This is a genomic window from Chryseobacterium electrogenes, assembly GCF_053553015.1.
This window is the reverse complement of record NZ_JBNPPB010000002.1, coordinates 1,644,066-1,668,050: the sequence shown is the minus strand read 5'-3', so window position 1 is coordinate 1,668,050 and position 23,985 is coordinate 1,644,066. Positions and strand designations below refer to the sequence as shown.

At 34.8% G+C, this 23,985-nt stretch carries 19 protein-coding genes; 8 read left to right on the top strand and 11 right to left on the bottom strand.

Annotated features, from left to right (window positions below; translation table 11 throughout):
* Positions 1–268 precede the first annotated feature (268 nt).
* The gene (locus tag ACQQ6V_RS07650) at positions 269–1,717 is read left to right on the top strand and encodes a hypothetical protein (RefSeq protein WP_448844948.1); all 1,449 of its coding nucleotides are present in this window, start codon (positions 269–271) and stop codon (positions 1,715–1,717) included.
* 48 nt (positions 1,718–1,765) lie between these two features.
* Here ACQQ6V_RS07650 and ACQQ6V_RS07645 read toward each other — a convergent pair whose 3' ends face one another.
* From ACQQ6V_RS07645 to ACQQ6V_RS07630, 4 genes are all read right to left on the bottom strand, one after another.
* Positions 1,766–3,094 (bottom strand): hydroxymethylglutaryl-CoA synthase family protein, encoded by a 1,329-nt coding sequence (locus ACQQ6V_RS07645; RefSeq protein ID WP_448844947.1) that lies wholly within the window; start codon positions 3,092–3,094, stop codon positions 1,766–1,768.
* A gap of 228 nt (positions 3,095–3,322) precedes the next feature.
* Positions 3,323–4,054 (bottom strand): T9SS type A sorting domain-containing protein, encoded by a 732-nt coding sequence (locus tag ACQQ6V_RS07640; RefSeq protein WP_448844946.1) that lies wholly within the window; start codon positions 4,052–4,054, stop codon positions 3,323–3,325.
* A gap of 158 nt (positions 4,055–4,212) precedes the next feature.
* Positions 4,213–4,935, bottom strand: coding sequence for a T9SS type A sorting domain-containing protein (locus ACQQ6V_RS07635; RefSeq protein ID WP_448844945.1), 723 nt, complete (start codon positions 4,933–4,935; stop codon positions 4,213–4,215).
* A 59-nt stretch (positions 4,936–4,994) separates the two neighbouring features.
* Entirely contained in the window at positions 4,995–5,303 is a 309-nt protein-coding gene (locus ACQQ6V_RS07630) for a hypothetical protein (RefSeq protein ID WP_448844944.1), read from the bottom strand.
* Positions 5,304–5,579: 276 nt separating this feature from the next.
* On the opposite strand from ACQQ6V_RS07630, the gene ACQQ6V_RS07625 reads away from it, so the two are divergent.
* The 3 genes from ACQQ6V_RS07625 to ACQQ6V_RS07615 all read left to right on the top strand — a co-directional run bounded on the left by ACQQ6V_RS07625 (position 5,580) and on the right by ACQQ6V_RS07615 (position 9,822).
* Entirely contained in the window at positions 5,580–8,780 is a 3,201-nt protein-coding gene (locus ACQQ6V_RS07625) for a DUF8818 domain-containing protein (RefSeq protein ID WP_448844943.1), read from the top strand.
* 359 nt (positions 8,781–9,139) lie between these two features.
* Positions 9,140–9,544 carry an OsmC family protein gene (locus tag ACQQ6V_RS07620; RefSeq protein ID WP_448844942.1) on the top strand — a complete coding sequence of 135 codons (405 nt, stop codon included), beginning with the start codon at positions 9,140–9,142 and terminating at the stop codon, positions 9,542–9,544.
* Complete coding sequence (locus ACQQ6V_RS07615) at positions 9,544–9,822, top strand: GNAT family N-acetyltransferase (protein WP_448844941.1); 279 nt, start codon at positions 9,544–9,546, stop codon at positions 9,820–9,822. Before ACQQ6V_RS07620 ends, ACQQ6V_RS07615 begins: the two co-directional genes overlap by 1 nt.
* Before the next feature lie 124 nt (positions 9,823–9,946).
* Here the strand turns inward: ACQQ6V_RS07615 and uvrA are convergent, their stop codons facing one another.
* Complete coding sequence (gene uvrA / locus ACQQ6V_RS07610; RefSeq protein WP_448844940.1) at positions 9,947–12,736, bottom strand: excinuclease ABC subunit UvrA; 2,790 nt, start codon at positions 12,734–12,736, stop codon at positions 9,947–9,949.
* Positions 12,737–12,955: 219 nt separating this feature from the next.
* Between uvrA and ACQQ6V_RS07605 the strand changes: the two genes are divergently transcribed.
* The 3 genes from ACQQ6V_RS07605 to ACQQ6V_RS07595 all read left to right on the top strand — a co-directional run bounded on the left by ACQQ6V_RS07605 (position 12,956) and on the right by ACQQ6V_RS07595 (position 16,740).
* Positions 12,956–14,752: a TonB-dependent receptor plug domain-containing protein gene (locus ACQQ6V_RS07605; protein WP_448844939.1), complete on the top strand. Its 1,797-nt coding sequence runs from the start codon at positions 12,956–12,958 to the stop codon at positions 14,750–14,752.
* 231 nt (positions 14,753–14,983) lie between these two features.
* Positions 14,984–15,808: a CvfB family protein gene (locus ACQQ6V_RS07600; RefSeq protein ID WP_448844938.1), complete on the top strand. Its 825-nt coding sequence runs from the start codon at positions 14,984–14,986 to the stop codon at positions 15,806–15,808.
* Positions 15,809–15,819: 11 nt separating this feature from the next.
* The gene (locus ACQQ6V_RS07595) at positions 15,820–16,740 is read left to right on the top strand and encodes a TIGR01777 family oxidoreductase (RefSeq protein ID WP_448844937.1); all 921 of its coding nucleotides are present in this window, start codon (positions 15,820–15,822) and stop codon (positions 16,738–16,740) included.
* A 250-nt stretch (positions 16,741–16,990) separates the two neighbouring features.
* Here ACQQ6V_RS07595 and ACQQ6V_RS07590 read toward each other — a convergent pair whose 3' ends face one another.
* The 6 genes from ACQQ6V_RS07590 to ACQQ6V_RS07565 are packed head-to-tail and all read right to left on the bottom strand — an operon-like array spanning position 16,991 to position 22,642.
* Positions 16,991–19,555, bottom strand: a complete 2,565-nt coding sequence (locus tag ACQQ6V_RS07590; RefSeq protein WP_448844936.1) for a YfhO family protein — start codon at positions 19,553–19,555, stop codon at positions 16,991–16,993.
* A 42-nt stretch (positions 19,556–19,597) separates the two neighbouring features.
* Entirely contained in the window at positions 19,598–19,828 is a 231-nt protein-coding gene (locus ACQQ6V_RS07585) for a hypothetical protein (RefSeq protein ID WP_448844935.1), read from the bottom strand.
* Positions 19,829–19,881: 53 nt separating this feature from the next.
* Positions 19,882–20,931: a DUF6263 family protein gene (locus ACQQ6V_RS07580; RefSeq protein ID WP_448844934.1), complete on the bottom strand. Its 1,050-nt coding sequence runs from the start codon at positions 20,929–20,931 to the stop codon at positions 19,882–19,884.
* Positions 20,932–20,940: 9 nt separating this feature from the next.
* The gene (gene rlmB, locus ACQQ6V_RS07575; RefSeq protein WP_448844933.1) at positions 20,941–21,684 is read right to left on the bottom strand and encodes a 23S rRNA (guanosine(2251)-2'-O)-methyltransferase RlmB; all 744 of its coding nucleotides are present in this window, start codon (positions 21,682–21,684) and stop codon (positions 20,941–20,943) included.
* Between the two features lie 20 nt (positions 21,685–21,704).
* On the bottom strand, positions 21,705–22,169 hold the full coding sequence (locus tag ACQQ6V_RS07570) for a hypothetical protein (protein ID WP_448844932.1): 465 nt from the start codon (positions 22,167–22,169) through the stop codon (positions 21,705–21,707).
* Complete coding sequence (locus ACQQ6V_RS07565; RefSeq protein WP_448844931.1) at positions 22,169–22,642, bottom strand: DinB family protein; 474 nt, start codon at positions 22,640–22,642, stop codon at positions 22,169–22,171. The genes ACQQ6V_RS07570 and ACQQ6V_RS07565 overlap by 1 nt, the downstream gene beginning before the upstream one ends.
* A gap of 274 nt (positions 22,643–22,916) precedes the next feature.
* Here ACQQ6V_RS07565 and ACQQ6V_RS07560 point away from each other — a divergent pair, with 274 nt between their 5' ends.
* Positions 22,917–23,921, top strand: a complete 1,005-nt coding sequence (locus ACQQ6V_RS07560; RefSeq protein ID WP_448844930.1) for an AAA family ATPase — start codon at positions 22,917–22,919, stop codon at positions 23,919–23,921.
* Positions 23,922–23,985 lie beyond the last annotated feature (64 nt).

Below are 23,985 nucleotides of genomic sequence, written 5' to 3'. Positions count from 1 at the left end.
AGCCGTTTTTTTTATGCATAATTTTTTAGGAGCTTTTTCCTGCTTTTCGCTCATACGCTTCACGCCTTAGCTTTTCCCAACGCATGTTGCAGGGTATCCGCTACAATCAGGTTTATCATTGAATAATCCGTTACATTAATGTTAATTATTAATGATTAATACTTCTAATAATTATTATGGATTGGATATTTATTTTTTTTAATAAAATATATTAATGTATTCAAAATTGTTATACATTCGTTATAAAGAAAATGTAAACCATATTGTTATGAAGAAGGTCTTGAAGGAGAAAATAGCAATCTTGCTATTTGTGATGTGTTTTGGTAGTGCTTATGCACAACAGAATCCACTGTTTTCTAACGATATATATAGCGGGATTAGCTCTGCTACAACATCACCTACACAGACTTTTATTAATCCCAATCCATGGGATGTACAGTTATTTTCTGAGGATATTTCATTGTTAAATGATTACACTTACGTTTCTCAATTAAGCTTATTTGGACTTACAAGCACCAAGATAGAATCTGCATCGCCCAGAAAAGGGATTAGAGGTGATACCAAAGCTGGTGTTTTGGATTTCTATAATAAAGATTTAGCTAATCTGCATTTTAGTTCGGATATAATGGGGCCTTCTTTTTCTTTAAAAACTCATCTTGGCGATCAAGAGTTTAGTATTGGTTTGTTTTCCAGGCTTAGGACACAAGCATCTGTTAAGGATTTTGATAACTATTTAAGATTTCAAAATGAAAATATTAATAAGCCGGATAATTATTTTCTAAAACCATTTAATACCAATTTTATGAACTGGGGAGAATTAGGACTTAATTTCTCGACCAAAATTTTCCAACAATCAGATTACGATTGGTTACTAGGTTTTAACCTAAAATATGAAGTAGGTTTTGATGCCTATAATCTTAGCAATATAGATGATCTACAACTTAGTGCAAGGCAAGATAGTAATGGGAAAAGCATCGTCTCTGCACAACATTATAATATTGCAGCAAGCTATGTGACTAATTATAACTTTGATCAAAAAAAATATGAGCTCAAGCAACAAGGTAAAGGTCTTGGTTTGGATATTGGATTATCATTTATTAATAAATTCCCGAACACTGAGGGTTATGATTTTAAAGCAAGTATTAATATTTTAGATATTGGCTATGTTAATTTTAATCAAGGCGTTAATCATCAGTTTGTAGGTAATAAGAAAATCGAGCTAGATCATAATCCTGCTTTTGATAATATAAAATTCAATTCGGTAGAAGAGTTTTTACAAACTTTGAGTCAAGAAGTCTATGGCAATGCTCATGCATCTCTTGAGTCTCCGGGTTTTAGAATCGGCTTGCCTACAAGTATTAATTTGGGCTTAAGTAAGAATCTTAAGGATTATCATTATCTTAATTTTAATTGGAGTCAGCGAGCGCCAGTTTTTGATAATAGCCTAAAGAAGATGAATGCGATGTCCGTTTCTTATTCTGTCCAGAATAAAGCCATTGCCTATGGATTCTCTTCTTCTTTATATGAATATCAAAATCTACAATTTGGTGCTTATGCTAGATTAGGCCCATTTATCATAGGAAGCGAGAATGTTTTCCCATTAATTTTTAATCATAAAAAACTGCATGCAGCCAATATTTTTATTGGATTAAAGTTATATCCTTTTTGGGATGACGATCTCAAAAGGCATCGCAGAAAAGATTGTAATTGTGACTAAAACAAAAAAAGGCAATTGATATCATTGCCTTTTTTGTTTTTATTAATTTTAATGCTGATAAGTGTAATATCTAGCACCTAATGAGAGAGGATTATCTTGTTCTATAGATGTTAAGCCAAATCCTTTATAGTGAGGATTAACTGACGATTTTAACTGTTTTTTATGTAGCTTCTCATAAGTGTCAAAATCTATAGCGGTACGATTGTCTAAATTCTCAAAAAGTTGCCATTTTTCTACAACTGATTTCCAATTTGATCCAATTTTTCCTGCGAAAACTTTGGATTTCGATCCGCTGCCGTAAGCTACGAAACCAATTTTTTTCTCAGCAAGATCCTCATTGTTATCATAACTAACTTGTAATGCAGAAAGCAAAGCCATAAAGATGGAAGCAGTGTACATATTGCCAATTTCTGACGATGCGCGCTGAGACGTTTCAATTTTTTGATTAATAAAATCAATATATTGTTCAGATTTTGCTACCGCTTTTTGCTCTTCTGCGTTAGAGTAGGGCAATTGGTTTTCTATGCTGTAGATCTCCGTGAAAACTCTTTTCCCGTGGAAGGCATAAGGTAAATGGAAAATAATATGGCGCCAGTTTTCATAAGGTTTTTCTATTCCGGATAATTCTGTGTAATGCTGATAAGCTTCGCGAATGCGATCTTGATAACATTGGTTAGAATATTGACCATCAAAGATAGGTTCGTCCGTAAAGATCTCTATACGATCTGGCATCTCTTCTGTTGCATTTTTTAGATCAGACTTCAAGATGCTTCGTCTTGGTTTAAAAAAATCAAAAACGCTTTCTGTGGCAACTCCAAATGTACTTTCTATTTCCAAAAGTTCTGGATTGGCAGATATTAATAAAGCTACAGCGCCACCACCTTGTGTGTATTCTCCAGAAGAATTAAGTTCGTATTTTGCATAATCAGAAGCAATTACAACTGCCTTTTTGTCTGGGTTGCAACGGATATAATCCAGGCAATTTTGCAAAGCATCTACAGCGCCAATACAAGCAAAGGTGAGATCTACAGCGTCACAATGTTTAAAAGTGCGTGCTCCTAACTTAGGCTCTAACACTTTTTCTACCATTTGTAATGCATAAGTTGCTGTAGGTTTTGCTGCGTCTAAAGCACTTTCTGTACCTAGATATAATCTAGAAATATCTTTAGGGTTAATATTATAGTCACTGATTAACTTAAGTAGTGCTTCTGCTGCAAAAGTAGCTGCATCCTCATGAGTATCAGGTAAGGCCATTTTTTTTAGACCTAGTCCTTTTTCTAATTTTGCGGGATCGATGTTTCTTTTTTCTGCTAACTCGTTGATCTTTAAGTAAAGTGAAGGGATGTAATAGCTGGCTGCTTCTAATCCAATAGTCATAATTAATTATTTATATACGAATTTACAAAAGTTAAAAGAGAAAATAGGAAAACTGTAACGTTAAAAGTAATAAAAAAGATAATTATTTTAGATGATAAAAAAGCAAAGTTTTTTTAGAGATTATAAAATCAAGATCTAAAATAGCTTTATGATGAGCTTAGATAGGGCTATTAAAAAAATAAAACGCTCCTTATCAAAGAAGCGTTTTAGTATTAAGTATAGAAATATTTATTTTTTTACAATTTTCTGAGAAACAGTCTTACCATTAACCGTAGCTGTTACGATATAGATGCCTTTAGCAAGTTCGGATACATTAAGTCTGCTATTGTCGTTAACTTCAGCGGTTTTTACAACTTGTCCGTTCATATTAGTTATAGATACTTTTGTAGTTTGCCCGAAGATGATTTCGTTAGATACTACAGTGTTTTTCACTAAGTTAATTTTGGAAGCGTTAGCATCAACAACTGCCATGGTTTTTGTAGAATATGTTACAGAAATAGAGGTAATTCTCAATTGCGTATTAGAGGTATTCGCATTCTGAAACATAAAAGATTTTGATGCCTCAATGTCAGAGATTGTATAAGCACCATTTTTTAAAACTGCATTTTTACTTGTAGTTTCATCTACGCTATATTTTACTGTTGGTGTATTACCTGAAACTGCATTAATTGTAATGCTTTTTATTATTGCACCATCATTAGGCGTAATAGTCATACCGCCGCCGTTTCCATTAGCAATAAAGTAAAATCTTAAAGACTTGTCTGCTGCATAGTAAGCTGGATTATTAGACGAACCATTTTTAGAGGTTGTAAAATTAAGATTTTCATCTATAACTCCTGATGAGATAATTTGACTGTTATTCCAATTTTGATCTGCAAATACGAAATCAACAGTTTGTGTCTGTGCATTCATTGATAATGCGAATGCTGCAACAGCTAATAAAGAATAAAATTTTTTCATTTTTTTTAAATTTTCTGTTACAAAAATATTTGTTAATTATTGATTATCATGTATATGTAGTGTTATGTGTATGTAAATAATTATTAATATTTTTTAGATGACCACAAAAAAACCGTCTCGGTTAGGAGACGGTTTCTTATATAGTTTTTAGTATAAACTTATTTTTTTACAATTTTTTGAGAAATAGTTTTACCGTTAACTGTAGCTGTTACGATATAGATACCTTTTGCAAGTTGAGACACGTTAAGCGATCCGTTTTCTAGGACGTCAGCAGTTTTTACAACTTGTCCGTTCATGCTAATGATAGATACTTTTGCAGCTTGCCCGAAGATGATTTCGTTAGATACTACAGTGTTTTTAACTAGTGTACCTTTAGCTACATTAAGATTATCAACTGCTAAGCTTTGAGTTACTGTAAGAGTTACTTCATCAGAAGTTGTTGTACAAGTATCAGAAGAAATAACTACTCTGAATTTAGAGCCATTCATCGACATTTCTGTTTCAGAAATACTGTACGTCTTAGTTTTAGCAGAATCAATTAAGTCAATGTTTCCCCAAGTTTTAGCAGATTCGTCATAAGCTTGCCATTGGTAAGTCAAATTATTACCTGTAGCATTAACTGTAAATTCAGCTGCTGTACCTACTACAACGCTTTTGCTAGTTGGTTGATCTACAATAACTGGAGCTGTACAAGTTTCTGTTTTTTTCTCTTCATATACTATTTCAATTGAAGAAACATAAGATACACCAGAACTCTTTTTAATTGCAAAGTAAGTGTAATTAGTATCCTTAAGATCATCAGCCGTCCATCCTGTAGCAGATGCTGCACCTACCGCTGTACCACCTGTTACATTATAGTTACCGCTATTAGTGTTTACCAATCTGTCAGAAGAACCACCTTGTAATGTAAAATTATTGGCACTACCTACATAATTGATTTTTACGCAGGCAATGCTGTTGTATTGTAGATGACACCATTATTAGATTGCGCTTGTATATTGGTATTAGCCTCAGCACCTGTTGGAGTATTTTTATTATTACTCGTAATTGCTTTCCCACCGAAGTTAACCTCGTCTGTGGTCCATTTTCTTTCTGCACCATTAGCATAGGTGTTTGAACCTAATACTTGAGTTCCTCCAATGCTAGTGTTGGTAATAGTAATGGTTTTGGTTTGTCCAAAGGCTGTTAAGCTACCGAAGCTTAATACTGCTCCTAATAAAGCAGACTTTAAAGAATAAAGATTTTTCATGGTTTTGAAATATTTAATTAAGTTAATTTTTTTTTAATAAGTTTTTATAACCTTCTATTAATTACTTATAAAGATTGAATAATAGATTGAAACTATCTTACATTTGTTTTTAATAGATGGGCTACAAATATAAACTTTTATATTTAATCATAATTTTTTAGTTAAAAATGACGTTAATTAGCTGTAGATCTTTTATTCATCTGTATTATTCGTAGATTTACATCTAGATTTGATTTGAAATTGTATCGGCATATTTTTACCATTTTGTTGTGTTGTTTGGCTTGTGGATTATTACAAGCACAGGTTTTTTCATGGCAAAATCCTAATCTTCCTAAAGATTCTATTAAAAAAGATAGTATTCTATCTGCCAAAATCAACAAAGATTATTTTACTAAGGATACCTTAGATTTTGTTAAAAAATCAAACAAATTAGTATACGACGAAGAAGTCTTGGTAAAAAACACGAAATCAAAAATTCTCGGTGATCTAACCTCTAAAGGATCTATCGTACGTGGAATAACTTTCGGGAACAATCAGGGATCTTCTGTCCAGAGTACGATGGATCTTCAGATTTCTGGGAAACTGAGCGATGATGTGTCGATTTTAGCATCCATTTCGGATCATAATTTGCCAATTCAAGCAGATGGTTATACGCAGACGTTGCAAGAGTTTGATAAAATTTTCCTTCAACTTAATATCAAAAAAAGAAGTATTCTTAGAGCCGGACATCTAGATTTGGATGATGATAGGACGTATTTTGGACGTTTCCAAAGACGAAGTATGGGCATGCAATTCCTTACCAATTGGGAAGAAAACGGTAACAAAACCTCCGTGGACGTCTCAGCGGGTATTGCCAGAAGTGAGTTTAATAGGATAAAATTTCAAGGGATAGAAGGTAACCAAGGACCGTATCGATTAACCGGGAAAAATGGCGAACTGTTTATCACAATTATTTCTGGATCGGAGCAAGTCTATATCGATGGTGTGTTAATGAAGCGCGGTGAGAATCTCGACTATATTATTAATTACAACACCGGCGAAGTTACTTTTACGAGTTTTAGACCGATATATAAACAGAATTTTATCACTATTTCTTACAATTATACCAACCGAAATTACACCCGGTTTTTAGTGACAGGTAATATCCAACATCAGCGAGAACGACTAAAAGTTGGCTTAAGCTGGTTCATGGAAAATGATAATAAAAATGCACCACTTTCTCTCAATCTGAGTAAAGAAGACATGCAATATCTAGTTGATGCGGGTAACAATCGGGATCTTATGTATGCGCCTTCTGGCGAAAGAACGGATTATGATGTTAACAAAATTCTGTACAAGAAAATATATGCAGGATCAGCGTATCACTTCGAGTTTTCTACCAACAAAGAAGATGAGTTGTACCAAGTGTCTTTTACATATTTTGGTGATACCAAAGGTGATTATCGACTGACACAAACTACCAATAATGGTCGGGTTTTTGAGTATGTTGGGTTAGGATTAGGCGATTACAAAGCCGTGCGTAAGTTACCTGCTCCAGAGAAATCTCAGGTGTTTTCTACCAATGCAGAATATGCTTTAGAAGATGGTGTTGTAGGCGTAGATTTGTCATTAAGCAATCGAGATATTAATCTTTTTTCTTCTAAAGACAATCAGGAAAATATTGGTTATGCCGCAAGAATCTACGGAAACAAAATTTTCAAGAAAAATGATTGGACAGGTACGCCAATGTTCGAATATCAACATATCGAAAAAAACTTCCACGTCTTGGATCGTATCAATAATGTTGATTTTTGGAGAGATTTTAACTTGACCGAAGAGTTTAGCCAAATAACCCAAAATAGATTAATGTTAGGTTTCAATAACCAATGGAAAGATCACACTTTTCTTAATTATAAACTGAACTATCTCGACGAGAAAGACAATTATAAAGGCATTAAAAATGATCTGGCTTTCGGCTGGAAAAATCAAAAATGGATTACAACAGCCAATGCGTCTTATCTGGATACCAAGTCTACCTTAATGAACTCTACTTTTGTGCGTGGTGGTGCCTCTGCGGAGCTTCTAGGTGAAAAAGGGAGTTGGGCAGTTGGCGGATCTATGGAGCATAATCTTAAGAAATTTAATAATAATCAATTGTATGATGTCGGTAGTTTTAGTTGGAAAGAAATTTTCCTTCAAAAGAGAATATCAGACAGCACAAGGACTAAATTACTGACCAAAATCTATCTAAGAAATAACGATTCTATCAGAGATAATCGCCTTCAGAATATGAACAATATTTTGGGCATCATGGCAGAAAGTCAATTGATAAAGACCGAGGCTACACAACTTTCGACGTTAATCCATTACCGTAAGTTTTTTTATAAAGATCAGACGTTTATCAATAACCAAAACCAGGATTTTGTGGTCGGCAATATTATGTACAACCAGCAACTCTTCAAAAACGGAATGCGATTGCAGGCTTTTTATGAGCTCGGTAATGGGCAAGAAGCGCAGAGAGAATTTCAATATATTAAGGTGACAGATGGACAAGGCGTTTATAAATGGACCGATTATAATGGTGATGGTATCCAACAGTTAGACGAGTTTGAGGTGGCAGAATATGCTGATCAGGCGCAGTATATAAGGATCTACACCAACACTGTAAAATATTTGGCGTCTAATAAAAACAAACTGCAATTGGCATTATTTGTCAATCCGTCGGTGATTTTTAGCTCTGGCAATGACTTCTTAAAACGCTGGAATTTCAATGTGTCCCTATTATCGCAAAATGCTTTTACCAAAGGCGATCGCGTATTAATTTTTAATCCATTTGCCAAAGAAAAAGATCAGATTAGCAAAACGCAAAACCTCATGTTTTCGACTTTGTTTACGTCCACGGATAAGTCCGGCTGGAACGGCAATTACCGCTTCACGGCGACCAATAATTTGGTTAATGCCAATTACAGTATCGAGGAGCGTTCTCAAGATTCTCACTTCCTTAATGTTGGCTATTGGTTTAATAAAAACTTCCGTACAGATTGGGAAAGTCAATTTCAAAATATTGATAATAATTCTCAGTTATTTAGTACCAGAAACTATCTTTTACAAATCTGGGAAACGAAGCCAAAAGCCACTTATAAGCTCACAGAAAGCCTACAGACAGAATTGTATGGCGCATTGCGACAAAAGAAAAGAACCGATGGTGATGAGCTTCTCAAGGCGTACGAGCTCTCTGGGACCTTGCAATGGGATCGCCAGAAAACCTCTGTTAGAGCGAGTTTCTCATTCATCAATAACGATTTTACAGGCAACAGTTTCAGTATTGTAGGTAACCAAATGTTGGAAGGTCTTAAGTCTGGCAAAAACCAAGTTTGGACGGTGTTTTTACAGCAAAGCGTCAACTCGTTCATCCAGCTTAACGTTAATTATGAAGGGCGTAACTCGGGCGACAGGACAATTCATATTGGCAGTATGCAGGTTAAAGCTAGTTTTTAGGATTTTTATTTGGGCGGCATTTCGGGCTATTCAGGGGTTTCGTCTTCAGAAGCCTTGGTTGGTCCAGCGCTATTCTTCAGACCGCTCGCAAAGTTTATATTGAGCGAAGTCGAAATGCTCGCGCCCTTACTATCCCGGCCGCTTTTAAAGTATACAAGAAAAGCAAGCTTGCTATGGAGCAATGACAAGCTTGTCGTGAGGTGATAACAAGCTTGTTATTTTTATCAACTAGATTTATAGCTTAGAAATCAGCGATTAGAAAGTCAGAATTTAGTATTTTTAACCAATAATCAATACCTATCTTACATCAACTCTAAGATGGAATATTAATCTTATTATTGTAAAATAAATTCATAATTATGGCAGATATAAAAGTAAGCGCTGTAACAGGCAAAGAAGCCTATTTAACCAAAGTTACGGCGAGAGATCACACAATATTAATCGACGAACCTAGTGAGCAAGGTGGCAAAGATCTCGCTCCAAAGCCCACCGAATTACTTGCGGCATCATTAGCGAGTTGTACAGCAATTACCCTAAAAATGTACTTTGATAGAAAAGGTTGGGAAGTTGGTGATATTGTTGTAGATGTGGAGATAGATGTTGATAGTCCTATTACCAAGACTATTTTTTCTAGAAGCATTAGTTTTTCTAATTCTCAACTAGACGAAGCACAACTTAAGCGAGTAGATCTCATTGCTAATGCTTGTCCTATTCATAAGATGTTATCAAGTACAATAGAAATTAAAACCAAAATAAATTCATAATGGAAATAAAACACACTAACAACGAAAAAAATGGCCAATTCGAAGGAGTTATAGATGGTAATCACGCTGGCGAAATGACTTACACTTGGGCAGGAACGGACAAGTTAATTATTGACCACACAGGTGTAGAAGCCGCTTACAACGGACAAGGTGTCGGGAAGAAACTTCTTTTAGCATTGGTGGATTATGTTAGAGAGAATCATGTTAAAGTCATTCCGCTTTGTCCTTTTGCAAAAGCAACCTTTGAGAAAAATGCAGACTTGCAAGATGTATTATAATGTGATAATTCTTTAATCACTTTAAGTTATAAAAAAGGGTCAAAAATGAATTTTCATTTTTGACCCTTTTTTCGTTTTATGATTCTTTTTAAATGTCTTCAAATCCTCAAATTACCACATCAAATTATCTCAACTTTTCAGCGATATATTTAGCTGTTGCTGATTTTTTGTTTTTAGCAAGATCCTCAGGAGTTCCTGTAAAAACAACTTCGCCACCATGTTTTCCGGCATTAGGACCAATGTCAATAATATAATCGGCACATTTGATAATATCAGGTTGATGCTCTATCACAATCACAGAATGGCCTAACTCTATCAAAGCTTGCAGAGATTTCATCAACTTGTTAATATCATGAAAATGAAGTCCTGTAGAAGGTTCGTCAAAGATGAATAAAGTCTTATCCGTTGTCACTCCTTTAACCAAGAATGACGCCAGCTTTACACGCTGAGCCTCACCACCAGAAAGGGTAGAAGAGGATTGTCCCAATTGTAAATAACCAAGACCAACATCTTGTAATGGCGTTAATTTCTGTACAATCTTAGCTTCATTATTTTCTTTAAAAAACTCTAAAGCTTCATCCACAGTCATTTTCAGAATGTCAGAAATGTTTTTCTCGTCAAATTTTACTTCCAAGATTTCATTCTTGAATCTTGTGCCGTGGCAATGTTCGCATTCTAATTCAATATCCGCCATAAACTGCATGGATACAGTGATAACGCCTTCGCCTTTGCATTCGTCACATCTTCCGCCATCTACGTTAAACGAAAAATGCTTTGGTTTTAACCCTAATAATTTCGCGGCTTTTTGCTTTGTGAACAAATCCCGAATATCATCATAGGCTTTGAGATAGGTTACTGGATTGGATCTGGACGATTTCCCGATTGGATTTTGATCGATCAGTTCGATGTTTTTAATCAATTTTTCAGGAAATTCTACGCTGTCATAATCTGCCTTTTTACCACCCATTCCTAATTGGATTTGGATTGCATTGGTTAAGATTTCTTTCATCAACGTCGATTTTCCACTACCAGAAACGCCGGTTACAACCGTTAACATCTCTAGCGGAACATCAACATCTATATTTTTAAGATTGTTTTGTCTTGCGCCTTTTATTTTGATAAATTCTTTAGGCGTTCTGCGCTTTTTCGGAACTTCAATTTCTAAATCGCCGTTAAGATATTTAGACGTTAGACTATCTGATTTTTTTAATGCATCATAATCTCCCGCAAAAACCAATTCGCCACCAAGGTAACCCGCTTCTGGACCAATATCTACTATGTAATCTGCAGCGTGCATAACGTCTTCATCATGCTCTACCACAATAACCGTATTGCCAAGATCTCTGAGGTTTTTAAGCACTTCGATTAGATTTTCGGTGTCGCGAGAATGCAGTCCAATACTTGGTTCGTCCAAAATATAGATTGATCCAACCAAAGAACTTCCTAGACTTGTTGCCAAATTGATTCTCTGACTTTCTCCACCAGAAAGCGTATTAGACGTTCGGTTTAAAGTCAAGTATCCCAAACCGACTTTTAATAAAAATTCTATTCTGGAAGTGATTTCGTACATCAATCGTTTAGCCACTTCAGCGTCGTATTTTGATAGCTTGAAGCTTTGCATTAACGGTAATAATTCGTCCAACGGTAATTCTATCAATGACTGAATGTTGTGACCATCCACTTTTACCCAAGAGGTTTCTTCTCTCAGTCTAAGTCCTTCGCAGGTCTGACAATCGGTTTTCCCACGGAAACGTGACAACATCACACGATATTGGATTTTGTAAAGATTCTCCTCCAACATCTTGAAGAAGTTATCAATGCTCGGGAAATTGGCGGTTTTGTCACCTTTCCAGAGATATTGTTTTTGTTCTTTCGTTAATTGATGGTAAGGTTTGTGGATTGGGAAATCTTTAGCATTTTTGATGAAAGACTTCTTCCATTCGCTCATCGTTTCGCCTTTCCAAGAAGAAATAGCATCTTCGAAAACCGATAGATTTTTGTTAGGAATAACAAGATCTTCGTCTATGCCAATCACTTTGCCGTAACCTTCGCAGGTTGGACATGCGCCATAAGGATTATTGAAACTAAAATAATGAACATTAGGCTCGTTAAATACGATATTGTCTAACTCAAATTTATTAGAAAAATCATGGATTTCGTTGGTGTCAATATTTTTTAGGGCGCAATAGCCATGACCTTCGTAGAAAGCCATCTGGATAGAATCTGCCAAACGTTGTAAGAAGTTTTCGTCTTCTTCATAGCTAAATCTATCAATCACCAAATTGATTATTGTTCCTTTTTCTGGGACAAAACCAAAGCTTTCTAGATCTTCTATCCCAGCAAGATTGCCGCCAATTTCTAATCTTGTAAAACCAGAAACTTTTAAGGTTTTAAGCTGTTCTGCAAAATGTTCAGGATCGTAGGTTAATGGTGCTAATAATAGAAAACTCGTGTCTTTTTTAGATTCTTTAATATAATCGATAACGTCGGTAACGCTATCTTTTTTTACTTCTTCGCCTGATACTGGAGAAAATGTGTGTCCAACTCTGGCAAATAGCAACTTCAGGTAATCATAGATTTCTGTAGATGTCCCAACTGTAGATCTTGGATTAGAAGAAATAACCTTTTGTTGTATGGCGATAGATGGCGCTAGACCTTTGATATCATCTACTTTTGGTTTCTCTAATTTGCCCAAAAATTGTCTGGCATAAGAGCTAAGACTCTCAACATATCGGCGTTGACCTTCGGCGTATATCGTATCGAAAGCTAAAGATGACTTGCCACTACCGGAGACACCTGTTATCACGATGAGTTTGTTTTTTGGTAACAAAACATCAATGTGTTTCAGGTTGTTGAGGTGTGCATTCTTTACGAATAAGAATTTTTTTATATCAATATCTGCTGTTGCTGCCATGGTAAAATTAAGAGGTACAAAATTACGGATTTTTAAAAGATTTTTTGAAAATCATTTTTACTAATTATTGTTAAGGAAATACTGGGATTTTTATAATATTTCATAATAATATGATTTATAATTTTAGATTAGTTGTAATAAAGTCCTTTATTACTTAGTGAGTCTATTATTTTTAATTGTTCTTTGTTTATATAAATTTGTGCATCATAAAATTATTTAATGAAAATAGTATTAGTTTCTTTATTAATATGTGCAGGTTTTATAGCTCAAGCACAGGATAATAATATCGACGAAGTAGTTGTGCAAGGTAAATTCTTATCAACGCCAATCTCTAAAGTCAGCGAAAATATTACCGTTATTACCAAACAACAAATTGCAGAATCTCCATCTAGAAGTGTTGCAGATCTGTTACAATATTATACAGGATTGGATATTAGAAGACGCGGGATGAACGATGTACAGACGGATCTTAGCGTTAGAGGAAGTTCTTTTGAGCAAGTATTGGTATTGGTAAATGGCGTCCGTATTAACGATTCTCAGACGGGACATAACACCTTTAATTTACCAATTGATATGGTTTCTATTGATCGTATCGAGATTATAAAAGGCCCAGCAGCAAGACGATTCGGGCAGAATGCTTATGCTGGTGTTATCAATATTATTACCAAAGTAGGCAAGGATAATCAATATCAGGTTAATGCATCTGGTGGAGATTTCGAAACTTGGTCTTTGGGCGCTTCTGCGGATTTTGGGAATGAAAAATTCGGGAATTTTATTCAAGTTAATAAAGCACAATCTGAAGGTTATCGTTTTAATACCGATTATGATGTGCAAAATGTTTGGTATCAAAATCAAATCAAAATCAATAACGGATCGGTAAAAATGCAAGCCGGCTTTACCGAAAAGAAATTTGGTGCCAATGGATTTTATTCTTCCCCCAAAGCAGCAAATCAATATGAAGAAACACAAACTTCTTTGATAAGTGGAAGTTATGAGCAGACTTTTGGTAAGCTTAATCTTAACGCCAATGCATACTGGAGACGCGGGCAAGATATGTATCTTTTCGATAGATGGAAGCCAGAAATATACAGAAATATGCACATCGGTAATAATATTGGTGGAGAGGTTAATGCTAGTTATCAATCATCATTAGGGACAACGGGCGTAGGTGTAGAGTTGAGAAATGAAAAGCTAAGAAGTAATAATCTCGGAGAGAGAGAACGATTTATCACACAATTGTTTTTTGAACATCATTTCACATTTTTGGATCAGAAGCTTAATATCGTACCTGGTATTAGTTGGGCTAATTATCCTGGTAGTGGTAATTTTTTCTATCCAGGATTAGATGTTGGGTATAAGATTAATGCTAATCATAAAGTCTATGCTAATGTTGCCAAAGTTAATCGTGTACCAACTTATACGGATCTTTATTACATGAGCAAAACCGAAGAAGGAAATCCCAATCTAAGACCAGAAAATGCAGTGTCTTATGAAGCTGGTTATCAATTTCAAAAGTCGGCGACACTCTTTAAGGCAAGCGTTTTTGGTAAAGAATCAAAAAATGCAATAGATTGGACCAAGCAAAATGAAAGTGACAGATGGCGTGCAGAAAATATCTCTAATATTAAATCTTTAGGTTTCGAAACGGAGGTTACACAAGGTTTCAATTGCTTTGTTAAAAATCTCTCTGTAGGCTATACTTATCTGGATAATAAAATTAGCAAAGACGATAAAGATTTCTCCAGGTATGTTCTGGACAACTTGAAACACCAGTTTAATGCTAAACTTCAATTAAAAGTTAAGAAATTGGGCGCGGATGTTATCTACCGTTATAATGAACGTGTTGCATTGGGAAGCTATAACTTGCTAGATGCTAAGCTTAATTACCAACTCCCGAAGCTAGATCTTTATTTATTGGTTAATAATATCACCAATACCCGATATACTGAGACCAGCTTGGTTCCTATGCCGGGACGTTGGTTTATGCTAGGATTTACCTTTAAAAATAAATTTTAATTATAGAAACATCTGCCAGAATAGGCGGATGTTTTTTATTTTATCTTCTAAAAAGGTACAAATGACAAATTAATTTTTGTTAATCTTATTTCATTTAATATTTAAAATTTGCCTTTGTTTTACTTCTAAAATAGAAATAATTTCAAGCACTTGGCTAATTAATTATAAATGTTTATAAGGGATGTTTTAATTTTTGATTTTATTTTGTCTAATTTTACACAAATTATTACAATGCAAGTAGGAAAAACACAAAGCTTAACAATTAGTGAACAAATTAATTCTGGCTTTATACTAACTGATGAATCTGGTGAAAAGGCATTCTTATCCAAAATTTTTGTACTAGATGATATGATCATTGGCGAGCAGATTGAAGTTTTTGTTTTCCAAGATGATGACGCTATAAAAGCGACTACAGAGTTACCATTATGTGAAGTCGATGAGTTTGCGGTAATGACTTGTGTACAAAGTATGGCTGGTGGTGCTTTTATGGATTGGGGGATTATCAAGGATCTTTTTATTCCTTATAAACTGCAAAAAGGAAAGATGCTAGAAGGAAAACGTTATATGGTCTATGTCTATGTAGACGAAGATTCTGGCAGATTAACAGGCACAACCAAGTTTAAGCGTAATCCTCAGTACGAAAATCTAGCTTATCAGAAAGGTGATAAAGTACAGTTGATGATGATTAATGAGTCTGAGCTAGGCTGGAATGTTGTGATTGATAAAAAGTATATTGGATTAATCTATGCCTCTGATGTATACAAAAAACTCTATCCACTATCTTCTGAGATTGGTTATATCAAGACGATAAGAGAAGATGGTAAGATTGATATTTCTCTACAGCCAGAAGGTTTCGAAAATATAGATGAGTATAAGCAGATCGTTCTGGATCGATTAGAAAGTAATGCAGGATTAATTTATCTATCTGATAAGTCTTCTCCAGAAGATATTAAATATGAATTGCAGATGAGCAAAAAGAATTTCAAGAAAGCAATTGGTGGTCTTTACAAAGACAAAAAAATTGAAATCTTGGATGATAAGATTCGTTTACTATAATACATATTACAATGGCAAAAGTATTGGTGACAGGTGCAACAGGATTGGTAGGTACAGTCTTATGTGAGTTATTACAATCCAGTGGCTATGAGGTCTCCATTATTGTAAGATTCTCAGAAGAAAAAAATAATACACCTTACAAAGCCTTTTTAATAGACTATGATAATCAAAGTGTAGAAGATGGCGCTCTAGATGAGGTAGATTATATCATTCATCTTGCAGGGACGCCTATCTCTATGCGATGGACAAAGGCATATAAAAAATTAATTATTGATAGTAGAGTCGTATCGGCAGATATTCTTTTAAAAGCCATTCAGCGAAAAAATTTACGATTGAAAGCCTTTGTTTCTGCCTCCGCAGTAGGCTATTACGGTGCAATTACCTCCAAAAAAATCTTTACAGAAGAAGATGCTCCTGCCAATGACTTCTTAGGGCAAGTTTGCCAAGCTTGGGAGCAGAAAGCCCAAGATTTCAGCAATGTTGCAGATAGAGTAGTTATGCTTAGGACTTCTGGAGTGCTGTCTAATAAAGGAGGATTGTTGGCAGAAATAAAAGAACCTGTGGAGAAAAACGTAGGCTCACCTCTAGGTAGTGGCAGACAGTATGTCCCTTGGATCCATGTAGATGATATGGCAGCAATGTATCTCAAAGCTATTGAAGATCCTAATATGGAAGGCGCTTACAATGCAGCGGCGCCAGAAGAGGCAACTAATAAATATCTAATAAAGAAAATCGCTCGTCAACTGAAAAAGCATTTGTGGTTTCCCAAAGTACCCGCTTTTATGCTTAGATTGATGTTCGGGCAGATGTCTAGCCTTATCCTTAAAGGCAGTAGAGTATCGTCAGAAAAAATTATTAAGCAAGGTTTTAATTTTAAATATGAAACTCTAGAGTCTGCGCTTAAAGATCTTTTGCCTTTGGCTAAAAAGTAATACTTAGTGGTTGACAAATGAATGATTTTTTATAAGCCTAGCATGTCATCTGTTAAGATTAGGTGTACTAACAAAAAATGGCAAGCTTGCTGTCGTGTCATAACAAGCTTGCCGTGATACCATAACAAGCTTGTCGTTGAGTAATGACAAGCTTGTTATTTTTAAAGGCAAAATGTAAATAGAGTATATCACCATATATTGATATTCAAATACAAAAAAAGACTGCTCAATTGAACAGTCTTCTTTTTGTTTATACAAGGTCTTTATCAGACGTTTTTTTCTTTTTTCTGTACCAAAGTCCGAGACTTCCTATGGATAGCAATGCAAATAATCCTGCACTGGCTAAAGAAATAGACTTACCGGTCTTGATAACTTCTGGTTCGAAAACCATTTTTATCTGATGTTTTCCCGCTGGGATATGTACCGCGCGCAAGAGATAATCTGCTTTTATGTAAGGTACTTCATCATTATCGATATACATCTTCCAGCCATGTGGATAATAGATTTCTGAGAAAATAGCCAGCTGAGGAGTTTTACTTTCTGACTCGAATTCCAACGCATTAGCCTCATAATTCTTAAGCTGAATGTAAGCTGTAGAGTCTTTTTCTAGCTTTTTATCTTTAAAATAAGCTTCGTCTTCTTTACCAATAACAGCTAATTCTTTAGAATTGATATCCCCTAAAGATGCTAATTCTTCATTAGGAGAATTGGCGATTTTTATCTGTGAGACAAACCATGCATTACCATTAGCTTCGGGATTAGGGAAGCTCTGTGGTTGTTGCGTATCACCACCAACAAAATACTTAGCATTTAACATATTAAGAATTCGAGGTGTCTTCACGCTATCTGTATTGTAAAAATAAGCATTAATGAGGTCGTCATAACGTCTAAGTTTTACGGCATGATAGCCACCAATGGATGACTTGAAGTAAGACGTATTGGTTTCGCTAAAAGTCCCTAATGTGCTATTAAAAATTCTATAATGAGATTGGTCTTTTTCGGCAATTGTTTCTAGAGTTTTATTGACTTTAGCTTGTTGTAACAATGTTTGGATGTAAGGATTCTCACCAGCTTTACCGGATAAATAGTCAGAACTTTCTGTCTGGAAAGGGTTCTCAGCAAAAGTTTTATCTACAAAGTTACCTTCATTAAGATAACGCTTATCCACTGTCCAAAGATCGAAAATACTAATCAATCCAATAACAATTAATGCTACATTAACAGATAGTTTTTTCTTTAAAGAAAGGAATAATACAGCTGCTGTTATTGCTACATATATAATAGCTTTAATAGCATCTGTGCTAAACATCTTATAACGCTCATCTACCAAGTAATCTAAGAAGATAGGCTGTAGATATGTTTTTTCACTATTGGTGTAGAAGCCTAATAAAGCCTTCCCGAATACTAATAATATCAGCGTAAAACCAAGTACACCAGCGGTTACATAGGTTAATATTTTTTGTTTATATGCATCTGTTAAGATATTGTCTGTAGAAGTTTCTGTTGTTTCATTAGAGTTGAAAAATCTATATAAACCAACAATTGCAATAAAAGGGAATAGTAATTCTACAACAACCAATATAGAAGATGGCGCTCTAAATTTATTATAAAGCGGAACATAATCTATAAATAAATCTGTTAAGAAAGCAAAGTTACTTCCCCAAGCTAATAAAACTGTTAAAATAGAAGCGCCTAAAATCCAGTAACGGTATTTTTTATTAGCAAAGAAAAAGCCTAGTAAAGCCAGAAAACATACTACCGCACCTTGGTAAGCTGGACCAGATGTACCAGGCTGATCTCCCCAGTAACTAGGACTACCAAAACCTTTCATGAATTGATCATACTGTGCTTGGCTCGTAATGTTCTCTTGCGCCATTTCTTGGATGTGTGACATAATCTTATCACTACCTTCTTCTTGGCTAGCACCACCCATCAATCTCGGGATAAAAAGGTTGAGCGTCTCTAATTGTCCATAGCTCCATGCTGTAATGCTGGCTCTATCCATACCAGATTTGCCTGCTGTATGTTTGTCACTATTTAGGATTTGTTTTCCTCTTACAGTTTCTTTGACATATTCAGAATTTGCCATTAGCCTTTGTGCATTCATCCCTACGCCTAATACCATAGCTAAAGCTAAAATACCTGTAGAAAGCCCGAAGTGCTTCCAAGTGATTTTATGCTGAAAAGCACGTACAAGCTCTGATAAAAATAAAAAGCCTAATGCCAAAAATAGATAATACGTCATCTGAGGATGATTGGCACTAATCTGCAATGCCATAAACAAAGTGGTAACTATAAAACCTAAAATGTACCGCTTGCGGATGTATACTAATAAAATACCAGCTAGCAATGGCGCAAAATAAGCAATGGTGTGCGCTTTTCCGTTATGACCTGCAGCGAGAATAATATAAAAATAAGTAGACAAGCCGAAGAATGTTGCACCTAATAAAGCGTATTTCCAATTGCGTGTTGCTACAATTCCTAAAAAGAAAAATCCAGCACATAACAAGAAAATATAATTGGCTGGTTTTGGAAGAAACATAATGCGGTCATCCACTTTTTTAATAATATCACCACGAAATTGTGCTCCTGACTGATAGGTTGGCATACCGCCGAACATAGCATCGCTCCAGTAAGTTTCTTTGCCATTCTGAGCACGGTAATCTAGTAGTTCTTTGGCGCCGCCTTTATAATAAACAATATCATGCTGCATCATTTGCTTGCCAGAGATGATCGGACTAGCATATAAGACGGCCATGATAACAAAAATCACCAGGCAAATGGCGATATAAATAAAGTTTTTGTTTTTCAGCATTGTTTAAAAATGTGAGTATGGTTGTTTTTTTATTTGTATTAATTAAGAGGATTTTTTATCGTCTTTTATTTCTTCATAATCTACAGTTTCTGCGTCCCAATTAACTTTTTCTTTGACTTTTTTATCGGCTTTAGATTGTTGTTGATTATTTTGGTTGTTGGGTTTAAGTTGTGGAAAGTTTTTATAAAACGAATTAAAAAATAATCGCTTAAGGATATTCCAAACAAAGAATATTACCACAACGGAAAGGATTAATTCTAAAATATATTTCATTGTTTATTAATATTTAAAATTGAAGCCAAGATAATCTCGGCTCCAATGATGAATTATTTATAAGCAGGGTTAATAATGATGGATGAGTTAGAAGTCTGTGTCATACTTTGGCTCTTTTTACCGTCAGAAAGAGACTCTTTTTGATCAGTCTTAATGCTTACATTTTCATGCAATAGCCAGCCTGTATTAGCATCCAATATTATTTTTCCTGTTTGTGTACCTCCTACAGACATGCTGTGTGTCATGCCTTCTTGAGATCTCTTATTGGTCTTGGTAGGGATTGTACCTGTTACTGCGATTTCTGCTTTACCATCTTCAACTTTAACAAGGCTATAATTGGTAGTTAGCTTGATGTCGCCACCAGGAAGAATATCTTCTGTATCTGTCCATTTCTCACCAATTTTAACTCCTTTTGCAGGAATGAAGGTTAGGTTTTTTTGAAATTGTTCTTTCAATGTTTTTTCATTAAAAGAAGCTTTCATGCCCTCCATAACTTGTGCTTTCTGCTTTGGTTCTTTAACCAGATTAACTAGCGCTGCATCAATTTTTTTGTAAACTGCATCAAAGCCTGTAATAGAGTTGATTTTACCGTTTACGGTCATTTTCATGTTCAGTTTATTACCGACCATTGCCTTATTGATGATGTACATACCTTTAAGTTGTTCATCTTTAGGCTCAGCACCTTTGGTATCAGAGATAACTGTTTTTCCGTTGGCAGAGTTAGAGTTTCTTTTACCGATTAGATTAATAGAAATATCGTAGACATTATCTTTGAAATCATTAACCGTAATAGACATTTCGTCTGTAATCTCGTTGGTACCAGACATGGTTTTGCCTTCTGGTGTAGAAATACTTTGGATGTCTCTTTGGTAAGATGTTAATGGATAAGTTTTACCTTTTTCTAGAAGAAAAGTCTGCTTATAAATACCGCTACTGTCTGTAATAGCCATTTTGGTAGTTGCTTTTTCTTCTTCTGGTACGGTGACAGTTACAGTTTCGGTTTTTCCTGTTTCGGGATTAACTTTTGTAATTGTCTTGGTTGTTTCTTTTTTACAAGCTGCTAAGCTTATCGCAATAAGAGCAAGTGCTGTGATTTTTTTCATCAAAAAAAATTAGATCGTTTTACTTATTTTTTGTCTCATAGCTTCATACAAGAATGCGCCACAAGCAACGGAAACATTAAGAGATTGTGTTTTTCCTTCGATAGGAAGTTTTACTTTCTCATCACTATGGTGTAAAACTTCTTTAGAAATCCCCGTTTCTTCATTTCCCATTACTATAGCACAAGGCTCTGTGAAGTCTACATCGTAAAGCAATTTTTGCGCCTTTTCTGATGCTGCAAAGATACGAACGCCAGATTGCTGCAAATAATCTACAACATGTGCCAGGTTATTTTCTTTACAGATTTTGATATTATAGATGGCTCCAGCTGATGTTTTTATAGCATCAGAATTAATTGGTGCACCTCCTTTTTCTGGGATAATAACAGCGTCTACACCAACACATTCTGCTGTACGACAGATAGCGCCAAAGTTTCTTACATCTGTTAATCTATCCAAAATCAATAAGAATGGCGTACGTCCTTCTTCAAAAATCTGTGGTAAGACATCCTCTATTTTATGAAAAGGAACTTCAGAAATAAACGCAACAATTCCTTGGTGATTTTTTCTAGTAATACGGTTCAGTTTTTCTACAGGGACGTAGTTAGGGCGGATTTTATGTTTTGATAAAATATCTTTCAGTTCGGCATAGATAGGTCCTTGTAATGCATTTTGTACAAAGATCTTATCGATTGTTTTTCCAGCTTCAATGGCTTCAATAACGGGTCTTAACCCAAATATGAAATCGTCTTTCATGTATATAATTTATAGTGTGCTTAATCTATTACGAATACTAAGAATTCGTCATTTGGTGTTTTAAATCCTAAATCGTTGGTTCTTCTATAATCTTCAAATAATCTTGAAGGAAAAGTATCATCAAATTTAGTTGTTTTATAAAATTTCCCTTTTAATTCTACAGGGATTTTTTTAGTGAATTTATCTCTTATTTCTTTAGTGAAATTAAGTGAGCTTATATTTTTAGAATCTACATAAAAGCAATGCTGTATTAATTTTTCTTGATCTGCATACTTTTTATAATCTTCTAATAAAATATAATTAGGAAGATTGGTATTGCCCCAAGTAAGATACATGACGCTAATGCTTTTTTCTTTTTTATCTACTGCTTTATAATGTGTAAAACGGTCATTGCTTTGGTTCATTTTCTGGTCATTCTTCTTAAAAAACATAAGTAGAAGTAGAGTAGAGAATAACGTCAAAGTTACAAAGCCTTTTTTTATCATTACTTTAATTTTTCTCCTAAAATTGCTCTTTTTTGAGCCAGAATATATCCGTAATGCAATGACTCATGCATATTATTAAAAGTGATTGCATCTTGGATATCCTTCAGATCCATCCCGAAACTTGTAGAATACGGTGTGTAATCTGGGAAAAATTCTGCATCGTAATCTTTCATCAACACTTTAGAGGTTTCTATCAAAAGAAAAGAAAGGTCTTCTATCTCAGAATTATCCACTTCCATCTTTGCAAAAGTTCCCTTTTTATACTGTTCTACCCAATATTTATCAATTCTGAAAGGGTTACCACTCAGGTAATAATGCAACAATTGTTGAGTGGCCACACAATGCGCAATGTTCCAATAGATATTGTTATTATATCCATCAGGTATTAATAACAGGTCTTCTTTTGGTGTGTTTTGTAGGACTTCCAAAAGGTTTTTTCTGACTTGTCTATGTGCGGAAAAATGATAATTCATTTTAAATCAAGATTTAGAGTTCAAAATTAACTTAATTCTATGAATGCGACAAATGCTGATTATCCTAATAAACGTTAATTGATATTGATTTTCAATATTTTTGAAGAGAATAATGACTTTATTGTAGTAACTTTCTTTGTTTTCCTAGTTTGTAAAGTATTAATTTATAAATATTAAAGCTACTTTAACAAATATTTAACTCAAGATTGGCAATCATTATGTTGATTATTGTGGGTTTTTAGTAGAAATTTACCAATTATTTTTAAATAAAATTATGTCAGAATTGAACCACTCTGAGGATATTAAACAATTGATGGAAAAAGTAAAAGAGCAGAATTATTTCTTCTCTTTATTGAAACAAGAAATCAACCGTGCAATTATCGGACAAGAATACATGGTAGATCGATTATTGATCGGCCTTTTGGGTAATGGACACGTTCTCTTAGAAGGTGTACCTGGATTGGCAAAAACTTTAGCAATAAAGACCTTGTCAGAAGCCGTACAAGGCCAATTTTCTAGGATACAATTCACCCCAGATTTGCTGCCTGCAGATGTTGTTGGGACAATGATTTATAATGTCAAAGACAATGATTTTTCTATAAAGAAAGGGCCTGTTTTTGCCAATTTTGTTCTGGCAGATGAGATTAACCGTGCGCCGGCCAAAGTTCAATCGGCATTATTAGAAGTAATGCAAGAACGACAAGTAACAATTGGAGATGAGACGATGCCTCTTCCAAAACCATTTTTGGTGTTAGCGACTCAGAACCCGATAGATCAAGAAGGAACTTACCTCTTGCCAGAAGCGCAGACCGATCGTTTTATGCTAAAATGTAAAATTGATTACCCAGAGCTAGAAGACGAAAGGAAGATTATGAGAATGATCTCCACACAAGATATTCCGCAGATTAGACCAGTGATTACTTTGGATCAAATTGTTGAGGCCAAAAAACTGATTAATCAAATTTACCTAGACGAGAAAATCGAAAAATATATCTTAGATATGGTTTTTGCGACGCGTTATCCTCATCAATATGGATTGGATGATCTAAGTAATTATATCAGTTTTGGGGCATCTCCAAGAGCGAGTATCAACTTAGCGATTGCTTCCAGAACTTATGCTTTTCTTAAAGGTAGAGCCTTTGTTATTCCGGAAGATGTAAAAGCTATCGCAAAAGATGTATTAAGACACAGAATTGGATTAAGCTTTGAAGCGGAAGCGGAAGAAGTAACACAAGATCAAATTGTAGAACGTATTTTAACCAAAATACAAGCTCCATAATTTAATTGGTTGACAGTTGATGGTTTTTGGCTTGTGAGATTATCTCATGGCTAATGACTGTCAA

Coding starts and splice junctions, on each gene's coding strand:
- ACQQ6V_RS07650 (WP_448844948.1), top strand. CDS start 269: ATGAAGAAGGTCTTGAAGGAGAAAATAGCAATCTTGCTATTTGTGATG.
- ACQQ6V_RS07645 (WP_448844947.1), bottom strand. CDS start 3,094: ATGACTATTGGATTAGAAGCAGCCAGCTATTACATCCCTTCACTTTAC.
- ACQQ6V_RS07640 (WP_448844946.1), bottom strand. CDS start 4,054: ATGAAAAAATTTTATTCTTTATTAGCTGTTGCAGCATTCGCATTATCA.
- ACQQ6V_RS07630 (WP_448844944.1), bottom strand. CDS start 5,303: ATGAAAAATCTTTATTCTTTAAAGTCTGCTTTATTAGGAGCAGTATTA.
- ACQQ6V_RS07620 (WP_448844942.1), top strand. CDS start 9,140: ATGGCAGATATAAAAGTAAGCGCTGTAACAGGCAAAGAAGCCTATTTA.
- ACQQ6V_RS07615 (WP_448844941.1), top strand. CDS start 9,544: ATGGAAATAAAACACACTAACAACGAAAAAAATGGCCAATTCGAAGGA.
- uvrA (WP_448844940.1), bottom strand. CDS start 12,736: ATGGCAGCAACAGCAGATATTGATATAAAAAAATTCTTATTCGTAAAG.
- ACQQ6V_RS07605 (WP_448844939.1), top strand. CDS start 12,956: ATGAAAATAGTATTAGTTTCTTTATTAATATGTGCAGGTTTTATAGCT.
- ACQQ6V_RS07600 (WP_448844938.1), top strand. CDS start 14,984: ATGCAAGTAGGAAAAACACAAAGCTTAACAATTAGTGAACAAATTAAT.
- ACQQ6V_RS07595 (WP_448844937.1), top strand. CDS start 15,820: ATGGCAAAAGTATTGGTGACAGGTGCAACAGGATTGGTAGGTACAGTC.
- ACQQ6V_RS07590 (WP_448844936.1), bottom strand. CDS start 19,555: ATGCTGAAAAACAAAAACTTTATTTATATCGCCATTTGCCTGGTGATT.
- ACQQ6V_RS07585 (WP_448844935.1), bottom strand. CDS start 19,828: ATGAAATATATTTTAGAATTAATCCTTTCCGTTGTGGTAATATTCTTT.
- ACQQ6V_RS07580 (WP_448844934.1), bottom strand. CDS start 20,931: ATGAAAAAAATCACAGCACTTGCTCTTATTGCGATAAGCTTAGCAGCT.
- rlmB (WP_448844933.1), bottom strand. CDS start 21,684: ATGAAAGACGATTTCATATTTGGGTTAAGACCCGTTATTGAAGCCATT.
- ACQQ6V_RS07570 (WP_448844932.1), bottom strand. CDS start 22,169: ATGATAAAAAAAGGCTTTGTAACTTTGACGTTATTCTCTACTCTACTT.
- ACQQ6V_RS07565 (WP_448844931.1), bottom strand. CDS start 22,642: ATGAATTATCATTTTTCCGCACATAGACAAGTCAGAAAAAACCTTTTG.
- ACQQ6V_RS07560 (WP_448844930.1), top strand. CDS start 22,917: ATGTCAGAATTGAACCACTCTGAGGATATTAAACAATTGATGGAAAAA.